20 protein-coding genes are annotated in these 16,769 nt (G+C 62.1%); 12 read left to right on the top strand and 8 right to left on the bottom strand.

The features are described from left to right. Positions 1-44 precede the first annotated feature (44 nt). The 3 genes from BM193_RS01690 (at position 45) to BM193_RS01680 (ending at position 2,656) form a co-directional block, all read left to right on the top strand. The gene (locus BM193_RS01690) at positions 45-1,280 is read left to right on the top strand and encodes an MFS transporter (protein ID WP_092794870.1); all 1,236 of its coding nucleotides are present in this window, start codon (positions 45-47) and stop codon (positions 1,278-1,280) included. Positions 1,281-1,326: 46 nt separating this feature from the next. Then, positions 1,327-1,821, top strand: coding sequence for a ribonuclease E activity regulator RraA (gene rraA, locus BM193_RS01685; RefSeq protein WP_092794867.1), 495 nt, complete (start codon positions 1,327-1,329; stop codon positions 1,819-1,821). A gap of 184 nt (positions 1,822-2,005) precedes the next feature. Next, positions 2,006-2,656 (top strand): choice-of-anchor C family PEP-CTERM protein, encoded by a 651-nt coding sequence (locus BM193_RS01680; protein WP_092794864.1) that lies wholly within the window; start codon positions 2,006-2,008, stop codon positions 2,654-2,656. A gap of 57 nt (positions 2,657-2,713) precedes the next feature. Here BM193_RS01680 and BM193_RS01675 read toward each other — a convergent pair whose 3' ends face one another. Beyond that, on the bottom strand, positions 2,714-3,133 hold the full coding sequence (locus tag BM193_RS01675) for a DUF4952 domain-containing protein (protein WP_092794861.1): 420 nt from the start codon (positions 3,131-3,133) through the stop codon (positions 2,714-2,716). After that, positions 3,120-3,503, bottom strand: a complete 384-nt coding sequence (locus BM193_RS01670; protein WP_092794858.1) for a MerR family transcriptional regulator — start codon at positions 3,501-3,503, stop codon at positions 3,120-3,122. Before BM193_RS01670 ends, BM193_RS01675 begins: the two co-directional genes overlap by 14 nt. A gap of 83 nt (positions 3,504-3,586) precedes the next feature. Here BM193_RS01670 and BM193_RS01665 point away from each other — a divergent pair, with 83 nt between their 5' ends. The 5 genes from BM193_RS01665 to BM193_RS01645 all read left to right on the top strand — a co-directional run bounded on the left by BM193_RS01665 (position 3,587) and on the right by BM193_RS01645 (position 7,814). Beyond that, positions 3,587-4,024: a hypothetical protein gene (locus tag BM193_RS01665; protein WP_092794856.1), complete on the top strand. Its 438-nt coding sequence runs from the start codon at positions 3,587-3,589 to the stop codon at positions 4,022-4,024. A 102-nt stretch (positions 4,025-4,126) separates the two neighbouring features. Next, entirely contained in the window at positions 4,127-5,944 is a 1,818-nt protein-coding gene (locus BM193_RS01660) for a DUF4153 domain-containing protein (RefSeq protein WP_092796949.1), read from the top strand. A gap of 161 nt (positions 5,945-6,105) precedes the next feature. Beyond that, positions 6,106-6,591, top strand: a complete 486-nt coding sequence (locus BM193_RS01655) for a hypothetical protein (protein WP_139175991.1) — start codon at positions 6,106-6,108, stop codon at positions 6,589-6,591. Between the two features lie 49 nt (positions 6,592-6,640). Next, positions 6,641-6,925, top strand: a complete 285-nt coding sequence (locus tag BM193_RS01650) for a hypothetical protein (RefSeq protein WP_092794850.1) — start codon at positions 6,641-6,643, stop codon at positions 6,923-6,925. Between the two features lie 403 nt (positions 6,926-7,328). Then, on the top strand, positions 7,329-7,814 hold the full coding sequence (locus BM193_RS01645) for a hypothetical protein (protein WP_092794846.1): 486 nt from the start codon (positions 7,329-7,331) through the stop codon (positions 7,812-7,814). A gap of 96 nt (positions 7,815-7,910) precedes the next feature. On the opposite strand, the gene BM193_RS01640 is transcribed toward BM193_RS01645, so the two are convergent. Next, the gene (locus BM193_RS01640; RefSeq protein ID WP_092794844.1) at positions 7,911-9,134 is read right to left on the bottom strand and encodes an MFS transporter; all 1,224 of its coding nucleotides are present in this window, start codon (positions 9,132-9,134) and stop codon (positions 7,911-7,913) included. 199 nt (positions 9,135-9,333) lie between these two features. Between BM193_RS01640 and BM193_RS01635 the strand changes: the two genes are divergently transcribed. Then, the gene (locus BM193_RS01635; protein WP_092794841.1) at positions 9,334-9,933 is read left to right on the top strand and encodes a TetR/AcrR family transcriptional regulator; all 600 of its coding nucleotides are present in this window, start codon (positions 9,334-9,336) and stop codon (positions 9,931-9,933) included. An 81-nt stretch (positions 9,934-10,014) separates the two neighbouring features. Here the strand turns inward: BM193_RS01635 and motA are convergent, their stop codons facing one another. Both motA and BM193_RS01625 read right to left on the bottom strand, forming a co-directional pair. Further along, the gene (motA, locus tag BM193_RS01630) at positions 10,015-10,878 is read right to left on the bottom strand and encodes a flagellar motor stator protein MotA (RefSeq protein WP_092794839.1); all 864 of its coding nucleotides are present in this window, start codon (positions 10,876-10,878) and stop codon (positions 10,015-10,017) included. Between the two features lie 42 nt (positions 10,879-10,920). Beyond that, positions 10,921-11,841, bottom strand: a complete 921-nt coding sequence (locus BM193_RS01625) for a LysR family transcriptional regulator (protein ID WP_092794836.1) — start codon at positions 11,839-11,841, stop codon at positions 10,921-10,923. 99 nt (positions 11,842-11,940) lie between these two features. On the opposite strand from BM193_RS01625, the gene BM193_RS01620 reads away from it, so the two are divergent. After that, a complete protein-coding gene (locus BM193_RS01620; protein WP_092794833.1) occupies positions 11,941-13,110 on the top strand; it encodes a mandelate racemase/muconate lactonizing enzyme family protein in 1,170 nt (389 codons plus the stop codon). 35 nt (positions 13,111-13,145) lie between these two features. Here the strand turns inward: BM193_RS01620 and BM193_RS01615 are convergent, their stop codons facing one another. Next, positions 13,146-13,733 carry an isochorismatase family protein gene (locus tag BM193_RS01615; protein WP_092796947.1) on the bottom strand — a complete coding sequence of 196 codons (588 nt, stop codon included), beginning with the start codon at positions 13,731-13,733 and terminating at the stop codon, positions 13,146-13,148. A 63-nt stretch (positions 13,734-13,796) separates the two neighbouring features. Between BM193_RS01615 and BM193_RS01610 the strand changes: the two genes are divergently transcribed. After that, positions 13,797-14,420 carry a TetR/AcrR family transcriptional regulator gene (locus BM193_RS01610; protein ID WP_092794831.1) on the top strand — a complete coding sequence of 208 codons (624 nt, stop codon included), beginning with the start codon at positions 13,797-13,799 and terminating at the stop codon, positions 14,418-14,420. Here the strand turns inward: BM193_RS01610 and BM193_RS01605 are convergent. Together BM193_RS01605 and BM193_RS01600 are read right to left on the bottom strand one after the other, a co-directional pair. Continuing rightward, on the bottom strand, positions 14,417-14,788 hold the full coding sequence (locus BM193_RS01605; RefSeq protein ID WP_302847639.1) for a glyoxalase superfamily protein: 372 nt from the start codon (positions 14,786-14,788) through the stop codon (positions 14,417-14,419). The two genes, BM193_RS01610 and BM193_RS01605, sit on opposite strands and share 4 nt — an antisense overlap. Positions 14,789-14,809: 21 nt before the next feature. Continuing rightward, positions 14,810-15,514 (bottom strand): hypothetical protein, encoded by a 705-nt coding sequence (locus BM193_RS01600; RefSeq protein WP_092794825.1) that lies wholly within the window; start codon positions 15,512-15,514, stop codon positions 14,810-14,812. A 184-nt stretch (positions 15,515-15,698) separates the two neighbouring features. Here BM193_RS01600 and BM193_RS01595 point away from each other — a divergent pair, with 184 nt between their 5' ends. Next, complete coding sequence (locus tag BM193_RS01595; RefSeq protein ID WP_175533121.1) at positions 15,699-16,757, top strand: Lnb N-terminal periplasmic domain-containing protein; 1,059 nt, start codon at positions 15,699-15,701, stop codon at positions 16,755-16,757. The last annotated feature ends 12 nt before the right edge of the window (positions 16,758-16,769 follow it).

Genomic DNA, 16,769 nt, shown 5'->3' with positions numbered 1-16,769 from the left:
TTTTGCATACACTTGAGCTTCACCAGTATAAGACAGGGTATGACATGATAACAACTAACTCGGCATCCGAACTTCCCAGCCTGCGCAGCGATGCCCGCGTCATCGGCCTGGTGGGCCTGGCGCATGGCGTCTCGCACTTCTACCATTTGATCCTGGCGGCCCTGTTCGTCTGGCTGAAGCCCGCCTTTCATTTGTCGTATGCGGAGCTGGGCTTGCTGATGACGGTGTTTTTCATCATCTCGGGCGTGGGGCAGGCGCTGGCCGGCTTTGTCGTCGACCGCTTCGGCGCGCGCGCCGTGCTGTTTTCCGGCGTGTTTTTGCTGGGCGTGTCGGCGCTGGCCCTGTCCACCGCCCACAGCTACACGGCCCTGATGCTGGGCGCCATGCTGGCCGGCGTGGGCAACAGCGTCTTCCATCCCGCCGATTACACGATACTCAACCAGCGCGTCTCGGCCGCGCGCGTGGCCTACGGCTTTTCCGTGCATGGCATCAGCGGCAATATCGGCTGGGCCCTGGCGCCGATGTTCATGACGTATGTGGCCACCCATTACGACTGGCGGGTGGCCTTGCAGTGCGCGGCCGTGCTGCCGTTCGGCGTGCTGCTGGTCCTGTTCCTGAACCGCCACGCCATCCGCCCCGAAGCCGTGAAAAAGGCGGCGCCAGGCCAGGCGGGCGGCGGCGAGGGCACCCTGGACTTTCTACGTCTGCCGGCCGTGTGGATGTGCTTTGCCTTCTTCTTCATTACCGCCATCGCCCTGGGCGGCATCCAGAGCTTCGCCAGCGTGGCGCTGGTCAAGCTGTACGGCATGAGCCTGGCGCTGGCCACCAGCGCGTATACCGCCTACATGCTGGCCTCGGCCGTGGGCATGCTGGCCGGCGGCGTGGTGGGGGCGCGCAGCCAGCAGCCGGACCGCAACGTGGCGATCGCCTTTTCCGCCGCCGCGCTGCTGGCCGTGCTGCTGGGCATGGCCGTCGTGCCGGCCTGGGGCGCGGTGGTGCTGATGGGCGCCATCGGCCTGACCTCCGGCGTGGCGGGGCCATCGCGCGACCTGATGATACGCGCCGCGGCGCCGAAGAATGCCACCGGGCGCGTGTATGGCGTCGTGTATTCCGGCCTCGACAGCGGCCTGGCCGTCGGCCCGCTGTTCTTCGGCGCGCTGATGGATGGCAACCATCCAGCCCTGCTGTTTGTCTTCATCGGCGTCTTTCAGGCGCTGGCGATCGCCACGGCCGTGGGCGTGGGCGGGAAAACACGTGCCGCGGCGCTGCAAAAGGCATAGAATCGTTGCCATGCGATACTAACTTTCAATCATTCCTGGAGCGAGCATGACTTTTGCCACCACCGACCTGTGCGACGATTATGCGGCCATGCTGGACGACGGCAACCTGGCGGTATTGCCGCCCGTGTACCGCTCTTTTGGCCAGCGCATGCGCTTCAGCGGTCCCGCCACGACCTTGCAAGTGTTTGAAGACAACGCGCTCGTGCGCAGCACCCTGGAAACGCCGGGGCAGGGCCATGTGCTGGTGATCGATGGTGGCGGCAGCCTGCGCCGCGCGCTGGTGGGCGGCCAGTTGGGGGTGCTGGCGGAAAGCAATGGCTGGGCCGGCATCGTCGTGCACGGCTGCATCCGCGACAGCGAGGAAATCAATGTCTGCCAGATCGGCGTGCGCGCCCTGGCCACGCATCCAAGGAAGAGCAACAAGACGGGCGCCGGCCAGCGCGACGTGCGCATCGAGATCGGCGGCGTGGCCGTGCAGCCGGGCGACTGGATCTACGCCGATGCGGACGGCATCCTGGTGGCGCGCCAGGAACTGGATTGAGCCGCCATCGCAGGAATCCCGACGCGCCATCCGGCGCGTTTTTTTTGGGCTGTGCTGGTAGTGCGAAACGTTACAAATTGTCCACATTGAATATATTTTTGCAAAGTTCTTTGACTTTTATCAAGGCTGGGATATGATTTCACTTAAGGTAACTTTAATGTCAACAAGGCAAGGAAATCAAACCATGAAAACCACTCGCATCGCCGCCGTCCTTGTCCTGTTGTGTGCCAGCGCCGCAGGCACCGCCAGCGCCACTCCCGTCAACCTGATCACGAATGGCGACTTCGAGACGGTCGCGCCCGGTTCTACGTTTGCCAGCGGTTTTCAAGTGGTCAACAGCGGTTCGTCCGCCATTACGGGCTGGACCGTCGGCGCCACTTCCGTCGACCTGATCCGCAATGCCTACAACGCCATCAACGGCTACAGCATCGACATGCTGGGCACGCCGGGTCCGGGTTTCCTGTCGCAAAGTTTCAATGTGGTGGCGGGCCAGACGTATCACCTGGCCTTTGACATGGCGCGCAATGCGAACGGTCCCGCAGGCCAGGGCGTGGCTGTCAATTTCGGTGGCGTGGCGCAGAACTTCTATTCGACGGCCTCCGCCTCGAACACCTTGTACAGCAATACCCTGAGCTTCACGGCCGCTTCCACCGGCCTGGCGACCCTGTCGTTTGCCAGCGCCGCCAAGGCCGGCACGCCGTTCGACAATTACTCGGGCGCCGTGATCGACAACGTTTCCGTGATGGCCGCCGTGCCGGAACCGGAAACCTACGCCATGCTGCTGGCCGGCCTGGGCCTGATGGGTTTCCTGCGCCGCCGCAAGGCCGCCAAGTAAGCCGGGCTGCCACCGAGCAAAACCGCCTGCTGCCCTGCACAGGCGGTTTTTTGTTGTTTACGGGTCTTGCGCGTAGCCATTGACTTGCACGACAAAGCGTTCGATCTGCGGCCAGGCGGCGCGCGTGCGCACCGGCGTTTCTTCCGTGGCCATGAACATGGTGTAAGCGTAGCCCGTGCGCCGGTCGCGCCAGGAATGCAGCGAACTGTCCCACATGCAGCAGTAGCGCTTGAGCTTGGGCAAGCCATGGGTGCGCCGCAGATAGGTTTCCGCCTGCCCGGCGTGCTTGCCATCCACGTGGTAGCGCGCTTCGAAGGGCTGGTCCTGGCGTTCCATGTTCTGCTGGCAACCCTGGTAGACGAGATACGCGGGCTTCTTGCCCTGCTGGGACAGGAAATCGCCGCACGCCAGTTCGGCGGCCTGCGCACCGCCCGCGCCCAGCAACAGCAGCCACGGCAGTAGTTTAATTCCCCACATGGCCGTCCCCCCGCAGCGGACAGGCCGCCACCTGCGGCGCCAGTCGCCGCGCCAGTTCGCCGCGCAGCTGCATCAATCCCGCGATGCGCGCATCGATGTCGCCCAGCTTGCGCGCCAGCGCCGCGCGCAGCAGCTGCGCCGTGGCCGGGTCGTCGGCGCTGGCCAGCAGCGGCATGTCGGCCTCGATCTCCGCCAGGGTAAAGCCCAGCTGCTGCGCCGTGCGCAGGTAGCGCAGCCAGTCGGCCGCCTCGGGCGGGTAGTCGCGGTAGCCGTTCGCCCCGCGGCGCGCGCGCAGCAAGCCGCGCTTTTCGTAAAAGCGCAGGGTGTCGCGGCTCAAGCCCGTCACCTGCGCCATCTCGCCGATCTGCATGCTGATTTTTCTTTCATAAAACGCTTGACCATGGAGTGTACTCCAAGCTCGATCATGGGCGCTTTCCCTCGACAGGAGTTGCCATGTTGTCCGTTTCCACCTTCCGCCGCCTGGTGCGCGCCAGTGCCATCTATGATGTGCTCATGACGGCCGCCTTCGCCACACCGTGGACGTTCCTGTTGCTGCGCGAGCGATTGAGCGGCCTCAACGTGCTTCTCGGCGGCGTGCCGCTGCCCGCCATGCAGCCGTTCCATTTGCTCATCAGCAGCTTGCTGGGCAGCGTGGTGCTGGTCTGGTCAGCCTTGCGCATCGTCGATCCGCAGCCGCGCTTTGGCCGTTTCGATGCGGCGGCCCGCTACCTGTTTAGCACCTGGATGGCGTGGGCCTTGCTGGTCACGGGCCAGCCCGTGCTATGGCTGTTCATCGTGCCGGAACTGGCCTGGGGCCTCGCGCAGAGCCTGCCATTGCGCCGCGCGGCGAGTGCGACGGGCGACACCGCGCACGAATCGTTGTTGAGATGACGATAACGAAATGCAATAATGCGCCTGTATGCCGTACAGCAATGAACGGCAATAATGATTCATAAAGGAATGACTATGCAGCAGGACGCCGCTGGAAAAAACATGGCTTTGCTCGATCCGGTGGTGGCGCCGCGCATCGCGGTGACGCGTCTGGTGACGGGCCTGCTGCAAGGCTTGCTGCTGTACTGGCTGTACAGCGCGTCGCAAGACAAGGCCTGGCCCGCCACGGAAGCGTACCTGCTGGGGCCGCTGATGCTGATCGGCCTGCTGCTGCCCATCCTGCTGGTGTCCAGCCTGGGCCACATGTCGGCGAAGCGCATTGCCCTGTGGATGGCGGGCGCCAGTGTCGTGATGGCCGTGCTGGCCTGGCACGACGTGGCACGCGGTGCCGAGCACGTCATCTGGGGCAATTACAAGCCGGGCGCGCCGCTGCGCGTCATCTCGGCCCAGCTGTTCGGCTTTTGCGTGGTGGGCTTTTATATCGCGCACGCGCTGGTGCTGGCCAGCGCGCAGGATGGCAAGCGCATCGCCCGCTACACGACGTATTTTGAAATCGCCTGGAAGCTGGGCATCCAGCTGCTGTTTTCCCTGCTGTTTGTGCTGGGCCTGTGCCTGGTGCTGTGGCTGGGCGGGCAATTGTTCCTGCTGATCAAGCTGAACTTCCTGAAGAAATTGCTGGGCCAGGCCTGGTTCGTGATTCCCGTCATCTGCTTCGCCTTTTCCTTTGCCATCCACATCACGGACGTGCGCCCGTCCATCGTGCGCGGCATCCGCACCTTGCTGCTGGTGCTGCTGTCGTGGCTGGTGCCGATCGCCGCCGTGCTGGTCTCCGGTTTCCTGCTGACCTTGCCATTCATCGGCTTCGAGCGCCTGTGGGCCACGCGCCATGCGGCGTCCGTGCTGCTGGGCATGGCTGGCGTGCTGGTGGTGCTGATCAACGCGGCGTTCCAGAATGGCGAAGTGGGCCATGGCGTGGCGCGCGGCATCCGCCTGGGCACGCGGCTGGCCTGCCTGCTGCTGCCGTGGGTGGTGGGCATCGCCATCTACGCCCTGACCTTGCGCGTGATGTCGCATGGCTGGACGGCCGACCGCCTGATCGCGGCCGCCTGTCTGCTGGTCGCCACCTGCTACGCCGTCGGTTATGCCTGGGCGGCCAGCAAGTATGGCGACTGGCTGCACCTGATCGCCAATGTCAACGTGGCCACCGCTTTCGTCACCCTGCTGGTGCTGTTCGCCCTGTTCTCGCCGTTGGCGGACCCGGCGCGCATCTCCGTCGCCAGCCAGATGGCGCGCCTGGACAGCGGCAAGGTCGGCGTGGATAAATTCGATTTTGAGTACCTGCGCTTCGAAGGCGCCCGCTATGGCCAGGCGGCGTTGCAGGAACTTGCCACGCGTACGACGGGACCTGACGCGGCCACCGTGCGGGCCCGCGCCACGGCCATGCTCAAGCGCCAGAACCGCCTCGACGAGACGGGCGCCCTGAGCGACGTGTCGATCAACCTGACCCTGCGTCCGGCGACGGCGAAATTGCCGGACAGCTTCACGCGCCAGGACTGGACGCAGGTGGGCCCGGCCTGGCGCCTGCCCGCCTGCCTGAAGCGGGCAGGGCAGCAGTGCGACGCCTACCTGCTCGATTTCGATGGCGACGGCAAGCAGGAAGTGCTGCTGATCAGCAACGACCCGCGCGCCTCGTCGGTGCTGCTGGCGGAAAAGGACGATGGCAGCTGGACCGCGCGCGGGCAAATCCCCACGGACGCCCTGCGCTGCAAGCCCCTGCGTGAGAAGCTGCAGGCGGGCGAATTCCAGCTGGTGCCGCCGAAGGTGCGCGAGCTGGAAGTCGATGGCCAGCGCGTGCCGATGACTTTATATACGCAAGAGGAAGAGGTCAGCTGCCCGGATGAGACGGTGCCGGCACCGTAAACGGCAGAGGGAAGACTTGACACGGCGAACAAAAGCTCTTGCTTATCAGGAAGGTAACAACTTCGTACACGGAGCCATTCTGACCGTCCGCTATCGGCTGCCAGAAGCGGACATTCACGTTGGCGTGACGATGTGTGACTTTTCTGGCTTGGTAATTCGTTATGCTCACGGACCGCTGCCGGCCAGAAGCAGACGCACTACTGGACATCGATATCATCTCAACTGTAGTGGAGGCGAGAATTCAAAGCTATCTATTCGCATCGTCAAACGAACCAAGTGCAACAGCGTCGTTGTCTATTGACGCCTTAATGGCGGCGGCCTGTGCCGAGCTTTTCTCGGTTACGCTCGCCAGTGACGACGAATTGGAGTTGCTGATGGGTTTGCTCGGCATTGAACCATTGTGCTCAATATCGTTGCGGTCTAACACTGAGTTCCTTGCGCTCTTCGATTACTCTGACAAGTTTTTACCTCAAATGACTCAGGAAGACTTTGACGTATTTTATGAGAAATGGCTACGCTTAACTCACCGAGATTCAAATATGGATGAGTATGGACAGCTGTTATTTCTTCAAGGGCGGGCTGCTAGCTGGAACCAGATGGCGAGCAGGGTCATACTCCGCGAAGCCCCAATGACATCAGCAGAGTGACTCCAGGCGGCCAAGAGCGGACTGTCCCTTCATCAACCAAAACGATACGATGAACGTAAATTTGCTTGCCGACATGAATTGGGAATCGAAGCTCGACCATGCAATGCGTGTTGTAGATTTCAACTCGCTAATCGATACCGATTACGGCCCTGGCTTGTCCAAACTTACGCTTGCGGCCATTTGCCGCGACCCAGCCCTTGAATTCAAACAGCGCGTGAGACTTGTGACTGCGACAAGGACACTCTACATCGACGTGATGCTGGATCTCCCTTTTTTTGTGAAAGCAGGGCGAATTCAGCTTGCCGATGCAGCCGCTAGTTTTTCACCCTGGTAACCTGCTTTCCTGGGCCGAAAGGCCGGGTTCGGCCAGAAGCGGGCATTCATTTACACGAGGATTTATGATTTATCTTGCAATTAGCGCCAATGGATTTCGTGAAATTTGCAAAGTTGCAAGCGACATTGGGGCAGTCGTATGGTGTGGTTGTGACGCGGTGACGGATGCTGATTTCGCTGAGCAGACAGATATCGATATATCTCGCTTCACGTATCCACTTGAAGGTGTAACCGAGGCAGTACTTCAGCGCGCGATTGACACCATAAGAGAGCATCATCCTGGAGAGTCGATTTGGGTAGAGTCGAGTAGTTAGCTTCACATCAGCCGCTACCGGCCAGAAGCCGCCACTCTTGAAAGTTTTTTCATTTGACACTTTGATTGATAGCGGTAGAGACCCGACAAAATGCAAAATTCAGAACGAGATGGATATTGGGTAATCCAATGGTCGGAAGATTGGGACCCCTCCCTGGCGGACATCCTTCAAAGCGTGCCCGAGCTAGTCTGCGGAAAACGAATAGCGATTACCTCGTGCGACAGTGGCCCATATATACCAACCTCGGACGAACTAATCGCAGGTTGGTTTTTCGATGGAGTCACGGCGATTAGCACAGAAATTACACAGCCTGCAGAGTTGCCCATGCCAGGCTTCGATGAATGGTACATCTTTGATTTAGTCTCCCGGAACTTCCCGACGCGCAATTATGTGAATCGTTTCGGTTTTTCGGTCTTGGATGAGTCCGATGCAACCACGTCTTTCTGGGAGCAAATCACGAAAACACAGCCATTGCACGCCCTTGGCGCCGGCACACCCAATATGTTTTTCTTGACGCGTGACCGCGAGACTTTTGAGCGCGTACTCCAGGCGGAACCCAATGATGTTTTACGTTGAGCATACATAGTGAATTGAAAACGCTTCGTCCGCTTCGGGGCGGAACCCGCCAGCGACGGCAGGGCGCCAGAAGCTTTCATGACAGACTGTATGCCGTCAATCCGTTGCCGAGCCAAGCTGCTTGTCGGCAGCTTTCATGGCGTGTTCAACAAAGCTGATCCTGAACGACAGCAGCAAGGCAGCAGCGGCGAATCCTGCGGCGAGCCAGAGGTTGGCGCACAGTCCCAGCCTGTCGACGGCTTGTCCACCGGCCCATGCCCCGAGCGCAATGGCAACGTTGAATACGCCCACATACAGCGCGGCGACTATCTCCACGGCCCGGGGCGCCGCCTTCATCATCAAGGTCATCAGGCCGACCGATACACCGCCGTAGGCCAGTCCCCAAACCAGCAACACCACGCCGCCGCCGATGCTGGAGTCGCCGACCGCCAGGAAGAGTAGCGGCGTGAGCAGCAGTCCAGCCGAGATAGCGATGATGGTTGGCGCCGTGCGCCGCACCGCGACGACACCGGCAAGGAAGTTGCCAATGATGCCTGCGAAGCCATAGCAAAACAGCAGTGCACCCAGCCATTGCGCATCAAACCCCGACACTGACAGCAACAACGGACGCACAAAGGTGAAGGCCGCGAAATGGCTCGTCACCAGCAACAGGGTCAGAAGCAGCCCCGCTTGCAATTGCCGGTTGCGCAACTGCTTGCCGAATTGGCGCAAGGTCGCCGAACCGGCAGCGGGCAGGGCAGGAATGACAGCCAGATGCAGCGCCAGTACCAGGCCGCTGAACAGTGCCATGGCGCCAAAGGCCCAGCGCCATCCTGCAACGTCGCCGATTTGTGCGCCTAGCGGCACGCCCAGCACGGAAGCGATCGCTACTCCGCCGAAGATAATCGACGTTGCCAGGCCGATGGAGGGAGCCGGAACAAGGCGGGACGCCAGGCCACCGGCAATGGCCCAGATGCCGCCCATGCAAAAACCGACAAGAACACGTGCAGCCAACATCCACGCCATGTTTTGTGCCAATGCCGAGGCAATGTTCGCGATCACTAACAGACTCAGCAAACCACAGAGAATTTTGCGCCGGTCCAGGCTTGCCGATGCGATCACGACCAGCGGCGCGAACAAGGCCGCCAGCAATGCTGGCAGCGAGATCATCAGGCCGGCGGTTCCAGTGGAGGTGTTCAGGGTGTCAGCAATCGGCGTCAACAGACCGACCGGGAGCATTTCCGTCGTCACCACCGAGAAGGTGGCCATGCCTATGGCGGTGACCGCCAGCCACGGGTGACGGACAGCGGTTTCTGCTGCAGCGTTCGGAGACGTACTCATGGTTCATATCCTTCATTTGATCATTCGATAAATGGCGTGTGCCGGCATCCGGCGGCTTCGGGTCGCTGTGATGCAATGGCATGCCCTGCTTGCAATGGAGACAGGTCGCTGTGATAATACATACATCGCGTATGAATAAGTATATATTCATACGCACTGTATGTAAACAATCATGCGCTACGTATGTAAGGAGAAAGCAATGGTTCGCCGCACCCGTGCCGAAATGGAAGAAACCCATGCATCGTTGCTGGCCACTGCTCGCAAAGTGTTCAGCGAGCGCGGTTATGCCGACACATCAATGGACGACCTCACCGCGCAGGCAGGGCTGACGCGTGGTGCGCTGTATCACCACTTTGGCGACAAGAAGGGCTTGCTGCTCGCGGTGGTGGAACAGATCGACGCGGAAATGGATGGCCGCCTGCAAACCATCTCCGAACGCGCCGACGATCTGTGGGAAGGTTTTCGCAGCCGCTGCCGTGCCTATCTGGAGATGGCCCTGGAGCCGGAAATTCAGCGCATCGTTTTACGCGATGCCAGGGCGGTCCTCGGTGGTGCCTCACCGGACTCGCAGCGCCATTGCGTCGAGTCGATGCAGGGCATTATCCAGGAGCTGATTGATCAAGGCATCGTGGCGGACGCCAGCCCACGGGCACTGGCTTCGTTGATTTACGGCAGTCTGGCAGAAGCGGCGTTCTGGATCGCAGACGGTGACGAAGGCACGGCGCGATTGATCGAGGGAGTTGCTGCCTTGGAGTTGCTACTACGCGGGCTGCTGGTTACAAGGTCATCGCGCCAATGATAGCAAGCCGCCAGAAGCGCACAGGCGTATCCGCTGCCGTCACCGGAAGCCTGACGCGCCGAGCAAGTGAAACATGCAGTATCAGTTCTTCGTGCGCACCTGCCGCACGTGGTTTTCCAGTTCGCTGAACGAGGGGCGTTCCGTGGCGGAAATGACCTTGCGGCCGAATTCCACGGCCAGCGCCGGGGCGTAGCCGTTCAGGCTGGCCAGCAGGGTGACTTTCACGCACTGGTACATCTTCGCCGTTTCATGGTGCTTGCGGCGCAGCAAGCTGGCCAGCGGGGCGATGAAGCCGTACGCCAGCAGGATGCCGATGAAGGTGCCCACCAGCGCCTGCGCGATCAGCACGCCCAGCTCGGCCGGTGGCAAGCCGACGGAGGCCATGGTATGCACCACGCCCATCACGGCGGCCACGATGCCGAAGGCGGGCATGGCGTCGGCCAGCTGCGAAATCGTCTGGATCGGCATTTCCGCATCTTCATGGTGCGTCTCGATCTCGTTATCCATCAGGTTTTCGATCTGGTAGGCGTCCATATTGCCCGACACCATCAGACGCAAATAGTCGGTGATGAATTCCAGGATGTGCTCGTCACCGAGCGTGTACGGGTATTTCACGAAGATGGGGCTGCGGTAGGGATCGTCGATATCGTCCTCGACCGACATCAGGCCTTCCTTGCGGATCTTGCTGAGGATTTCATACATCAGGCCCATCAGTTCCATGTAGCGCGCCTTCGTGTACTGCGAACCGTGGAACAGGGTGGGCAGCGCGGCGAACGTGGCGCGGATGGCCTTGGCGTCATTGCCGACAAAGAAGGTGCCCAGCGCGGCGCCGCCGATCATCAGCAGCTCCAGCGGCTGGAACAGGGCGCCCAGGTGGCCGCCTTGCATGGCGAAGCCGCCGAAGACGGAAAACAGCACGACGATAAATCCGAGTATGACTAGCAAAACTTACTCCCTCATAATATTGCCATATCGCAATATTGTAGTTTAACCTGATTCGGCCGCCGTGGCCCCGTCCGGCTGCAACCGCTGGCCGAGAAAATTGATAAAAGCGCGCACTTTGGCGGGCAATTGGTGGCGGCTGGGGTAGTAGGCGTACAGGTCGGCCGGCGCCAGCGTGTAGTCGGGCAGCACCACGCGCAGGCGGCCGCTGTCGAGGTAGCGGGCCAGGTCCCATTCCGACCGCAGCAGGATGCCGTGGCCATCGAGAGCCCAGCCCAGCACCACGTCGCCGTCGTTGCTGGCCACCGTGCCGCGCACCTTCACCGTCTGCGTGGCGCGGCCTTTGCTCAGGCGCCAGATGCCGTAGGCGTCGTCGTTTTGCCGGTGCACGATGCAGCGGTGGCGTGCCAGTTCGTCGGGTGTGGCCGGCGTGCCGTGCGCCTGCAGGTAGGCGGGCGAGGCGCACAGGAAGCGCCGGTTCGACATGATGCGCCGCGCCGACAGGCGCGTGTCGGGCAGGTCGCCGAAGCGGATGCCCAGGTCATACGCCTGCTCGACCAGGTTGATGGGGCTGTCCGTCAGCTGCAGCTGCACTTCCAGCTGCGGGTGGCGCAGGGCGAATTGCGACAGCAGGGGCGCGATCACCGTGCGCCCGAAGCCCAGGGTGGCGTTCACGCGCAGCAGCCCGCGCGGTTCCGCGCTGCCGCTGGCCAAGGACTCCTCCATGGCGCGGATGTCGTCGAGGATCTGCCGCGCCTGCGCCAGATAGCTTTCGCCGTCACCCGTCAGGCTGATGCGCCGCGTGCTGCGGTTCAACAGGCGCACGCCCAGGCGCTGTTCCATCAGCACCAATCGCTTGCTGACGGCGGGCGGCGTGATGCCCAGTTCGCGCGCCGTGGCCGACAGGCTGCCCAGCTTGGCCAGCAGCACAAAGAAGGCCATTTCCGTGGTGGCGTCGCTTTTCATTATTAACCTGAAGTGAAGAATGGTTTAAATTGCAGTCGATTATACGACTTCCATTCGCGGGTAAGCTGGTGTCCTTGCTTTCACCCCCAGGAGACCCCCATGAAAATCGTCGAGATCCGCGAAAAGACCATCCCCATTTCTTCCCCCATCCGCAACGCCTACATCGATTTCACGAAGATGACCCTGAGCCTGGTGGCCGTCGTCACCGACGTGATGCGCGACGGCAAGCCCGTCGTCGGCTACGGTTTCAATTCGAATGGCCGCTACGGCCAGGGCATGCTGATGCGCGAGCGCTTCATTCCCCGCATCCTCGACGCCGATCCGGCCTCGCTCGTCACGGACGACGGCGCCAACCTCGATCCGCACAAGGTGTGGGATTGCATGTACACCAATGAAAAGCCGGGCGGCCACGGCGAGCGCTCCGTGGCCATCGGCACCATCGACATGGCCATCTGGGATGCCGTGGCGAAGGTCGAGAACAAGCCCCTGTTCCAGCTGCTGGCCGAACGCCACGGCACGGGCGCGCCGGACAAAAAAGTCTTCGTGTATGCGGCGGGCGGCTATTACTACCCGGGCCAGAGCTTGAGTGCCCTGCAGGACGAGATGCGCAGCTATGTCGACCGCGGCTACACGGTGGTCAAGAAAAAGATCGGCGGCGCCTCGCTGGACGAGGACTTGCGCCGCATCGACGCCATCATGGAAGTGCTGCAGGATGGACAGAAGCTGTGCGTGGACGCGAATGGCCGTTTCGACCTCGATACGTCGATCGCCTACGCCAAGGCGCTGCGTGAATATGACCTGTTCTGGTACGAGGAGGCGGGCGATCCGCTCGACTTCGAGCTGCAGGCCACCCTGCGCAGCTATTACGACAAGCCCATGGCGACGGGCGAGAACCTGTTTTCCATGCAGGATGCGCGCAACCTGATCCGCTACGGCGGCATGCGCGCCGACCGCGACTGGCTGCAGTTCGACTGCGCCCTCAGCTACGGCCTGGTGGAATACCTGCGCACCCTGGACATGCTGCACCAGCACGGCTGGTCGCGCAGCCGCTGCATCCCGCACGGCGGCCACCAGATGTCGCTGAATATCGCGGCGGGCCTGGGCCTGGGCGGCAATGAATCGTATCCGGATTTATTCCAGCCGTTCGGCGGTTTTCCCGACGGCGTGCGCGTGGAGAATGGCCACATCACCATGCCGGACCTGGTCGGCATCGGCTTCGAGGGCAAGGCGAATCTGTATGCGGAAATGCGCGCGCTCAGTGAGCGCTAATACGGGCCAGTAAGACTGGCCACCCGGAATAGCCATCAAGCCGGATCGGCCGCCAATGAGGAAAGGAGGTCGGCGGTCGAGCGTACCTTGCCCATGAAGGGAAAGATGTTCTTGATGGAAAATTCGTGCAAGTCGGCCCGCAGGCTGCTCATCGCATCGTCGGCAAAAACTACGGCGTAACCGAGATCGGTCGCGGCGCGCGCCGTCGATTCGATGCCGAAGTTGGTGGCGATTCCGGCCAAAACCAGGGTAGTGATGCCGCGGCGGCGCAACTGCTGTTCCAGGTCGGTGCCCTGGAAGGCGCCCCATTGGCGCTTGGCGATCACGATATCACCTTCCTGGCAGCCCGCTTCCGGCACCAGGTCGGTTGCGTTCTCCGGCAGCGGTGGGGCTGATGCGGGGCGCGATAGCGCCACGTCGGCCGACAGGGGCAGCAATTCCTTGATCAGCACGCGGACGTACACCACGGTGCCGCCGCGCTGGCGCATGGCCTCGGCCAGTTGTGCGCTATGGGCGACGACTTGTTGCGCGGAGTGGGGCGCCAGTTCCCGCGCTACATTGCTCTGCTGCAGGTCGATCAGCACCAGCGCGGTGATGGTTGGGTCAATCGAAATCGGGTTCATGGTAGTCATGTCAGTTCCTATATGTGAGGACATCCTCAGATTATTATACGCTATAATCTGAGGATGTCCTCAGATATCATTTCCGCATCAAAAACCGCCCGGCGCACGCCGCAACAGCAGCGCGGCACCTTGCGCATGCAGACCATGCTGGACGCTGCCGCTGCCCTGATCGGCGAAGTCGGTTACGACGCCGCCACCATGACGGCGATCGCCGCCCGCTCCGCTTCGTCGATCGGCGCCGTCTACCAGTATTTCCCGAACAAGGACGCCATCGTGCGTGCCTTGCGGGCACAGTATGGCGATGAGATGGAGCGTTTGTGGGATGGCTTGATCGCGCAGGCGGACCGGCTCAGCGTGCTGGAATTGTCCGAGCGCATCATCGATCTGATGGTGGGCTTCACGATTGAACGGCCCGCCTATTTTGCCGTCCTGAATGCTTCGCTGAACTACCGTCGCGACGCGGACGCGCGCCAGCGCTTGCGTGAACGGTTCGGCCGCGCCTTCCAGCAAAAGCAGCCGGCGCTCACCGATGAGCAAGCCTTGCGTTTGGCTAATGTGGCGCTACAAGTGGTGAAGAGCCTGAACCCGTTGCTGTCGCAGGCTGAGCTTGCCGAACGGGCGCACCTGGTGGCGGAATTCAAGCTGGTGCTGTCCGGCTATTTGAGCAACCGGTTGGCGATAGCCTAGTTTTTTTGCCAGAAGCGCAGCCGGTTGCCGAACGGGTCCGCCACTTCCAGGATGTGGCCCCAGTCCTCGTCGCGGATGCCGGGCCGCGCATACGGGTAATCCCTGGCCTGCAGCTCCGCGTGCAGGGCGGCGACGTCGTCGACGGGGATCAGCAGTGCGGCACCGGGCGTGGCGTCGCCGTAATGCTCGGACAGGTGCAGCACCAGGTCGCCCCGCGTCACTTGCAGGTACAGCGGCGCCGTGGGCGCGAAGCGATGTTCCCAGTCGAGGGCAAAGCCGAGGAAACCGAGGTAGAACTCGCGCGCCTTGTCTTCCGAGAAGATGCGCAGGATGGGAATGGCGGCATGCATGGCGGTGTTTTCAAAGATGGCGATGCCGCCATTCTAGCCTCAGGCGGGCGCCAGCCGCTTCATGCGCGCGGCGGGACTGGTTTTCTCCCAGCGGAACAGCCACATGATGACCAGCTTGGTCGCGGCGCTGACGCAGGCGAGCAGCAGCAGGGGCCAGCCCGTTTCCAGCCCCATGACGCAGGCGAAGAAGATGGTGCTGGCATCCATCGCCAGGATGAACTGGCTCATCTTTAACGACACGGCGCCCGTCCTGCCCGACCGGTAAATGAGGCGGATCTGGTGTGCATAGCCCTGCGCCAGCAGCACGGTGACGGCGACGATCAGGCTTTGCGAGATCACGCGCTTTTCATCCGTGAACGTGGGGCCGAAGGCCAGGCCCGCCACGCCCGCGCCCAGCAGCAGCGCGCAGGCCAGCAGCGCATGGCGCGACGCCAGGCTGCGGCGGTCGCGCTCGATTTCAAACAGGATGGCCAGCGCGATCAGCGACGCGACCAGGCGCGGCCAGACGATGTAGTGGTTGAACGGCGTGATCGAATAGCCATAGACGAAGAAGGCGCAGTAGGCGAGGAAGCTGACGCTGAACTGGTTGATGGAGAGGATCTCCGTCGTCTTGCCGGCGCCGATGCCGGCATCGCGCTTGCGCCGCCAGATCTTTTGCAGCTGCGACCATAAACCATACAGGCTGACGACGATGAAGAGGGAGTTGAGGCTGCCGGCGAGGGCGTAGAGGGAAGGGGCTTGCAACGGTGTCTCCGGAAATCGGCAAGGCAGCGCTGCCGTGACAGGATACCTTGTCTATACATTTTATTTTCGCAACATGCTCTCATGAAATAAATTGGCAGGCAAGCATTGCCTGTGCGGCCGAGGGCCGGTTGCCGCAGTGCTTGCCCGGACGCACCTCTTCCTGCGCTTGCCCTTATAATCGGGCATGACTTTCTTATCACTGCGTGCCCGCTCCGTGTTGGCCAGCCTCGGCAAAATGGCCGTTTCCCTGATTCTCCTGCTGACCGCCCTGTGGGGCGCGCTGGCGCTGTGGTACCAGCTGTCCGGCGGCACGGCGGCGCAAGCAATCGGCGCCCTGCTGTGGGGCGCGCTGGGCGTGGCCAGCATCGCGCTGTGGTGGACGCGCGGCGACGCGCGCGTGCTGCTGCCGTATGCGGCCGGCTTTATCCTGCTGCTGCTGTGGTGGAGCCTGATCATGCCGAAGCAGCAGCGCGTGTGGGCCGACGACGTGGCGCGCAATGTCACGGGCACGCTCAGGGGCAGCATCGTCACCCTGGAGAACGTGCGCAATTTCGACTGGCGCAGCGATGACGATTACACGGTCAAGTGGGAGCGGCGCAGCTACAACCTCGACGAACTGCGCACGGTCGATGCGGCGCTGTCGTACTGGACGGGGCCCTACATCGCCCATACCCTGATCTCGTTCGGCTTTGCCGACGGGCGCTTCCTGACGTTTTCCATCGAGATCCGCAAGGAAAAGGGCGAGAGCTTTTCCGCCATCGGCGGCTTCTTCAAGCATTTTGAAATGAGCCTGGTGGCGGCCGACGAGCGCGATATCCTGCGCGTGCGCACGAATGCGCGCGGCGAGGACATGCACCTGTACCGCGTGATGATGCCCAAGGCGGCCATGCGCTCGCTGTTCCTGGCCTACCTGGACGAGGCGCAATCGCTGAAGAACACGCCCCAGTTCTACAACACCCTGACGGCCAACTGCACCACCATCGTCTTCGAGATGGTGCGCCGCATCGTGCCGGGCCTGCCCGTCGACTACCGCCTGCTGGCCTCCGGCTATCTGGACCGTTACCTGTTCGACGTCAAGGGCCTGGTGCCGGGATTCACCTTCCTGCAGCTGCGCGATGGCGGCCACGTCACGGCGCGCGCGCGGGCGGCGAACGAGGACCCCGACTTTTCGCACGCGATTCGCCGCGGCATGCCGGGCTACGATGAAGCCGGCTACCCGAAGCTGCAAATGCCCAGGCAATAGCCGGCTGCTTTA

Source organism: Janthinobacterium sp. 344 (assembly GCF_900112025.1).
Lineage (GTDB): Bacteria > Pseudomonadota > Gammaproteobacteria > Burkholderiales > Burkholderiaceae_D > Janthinobacterium.
Note: the sequence above shows the minus strand (reverse complement) of the source record. Positions and strands in the feature narration are given on the sequence as shown.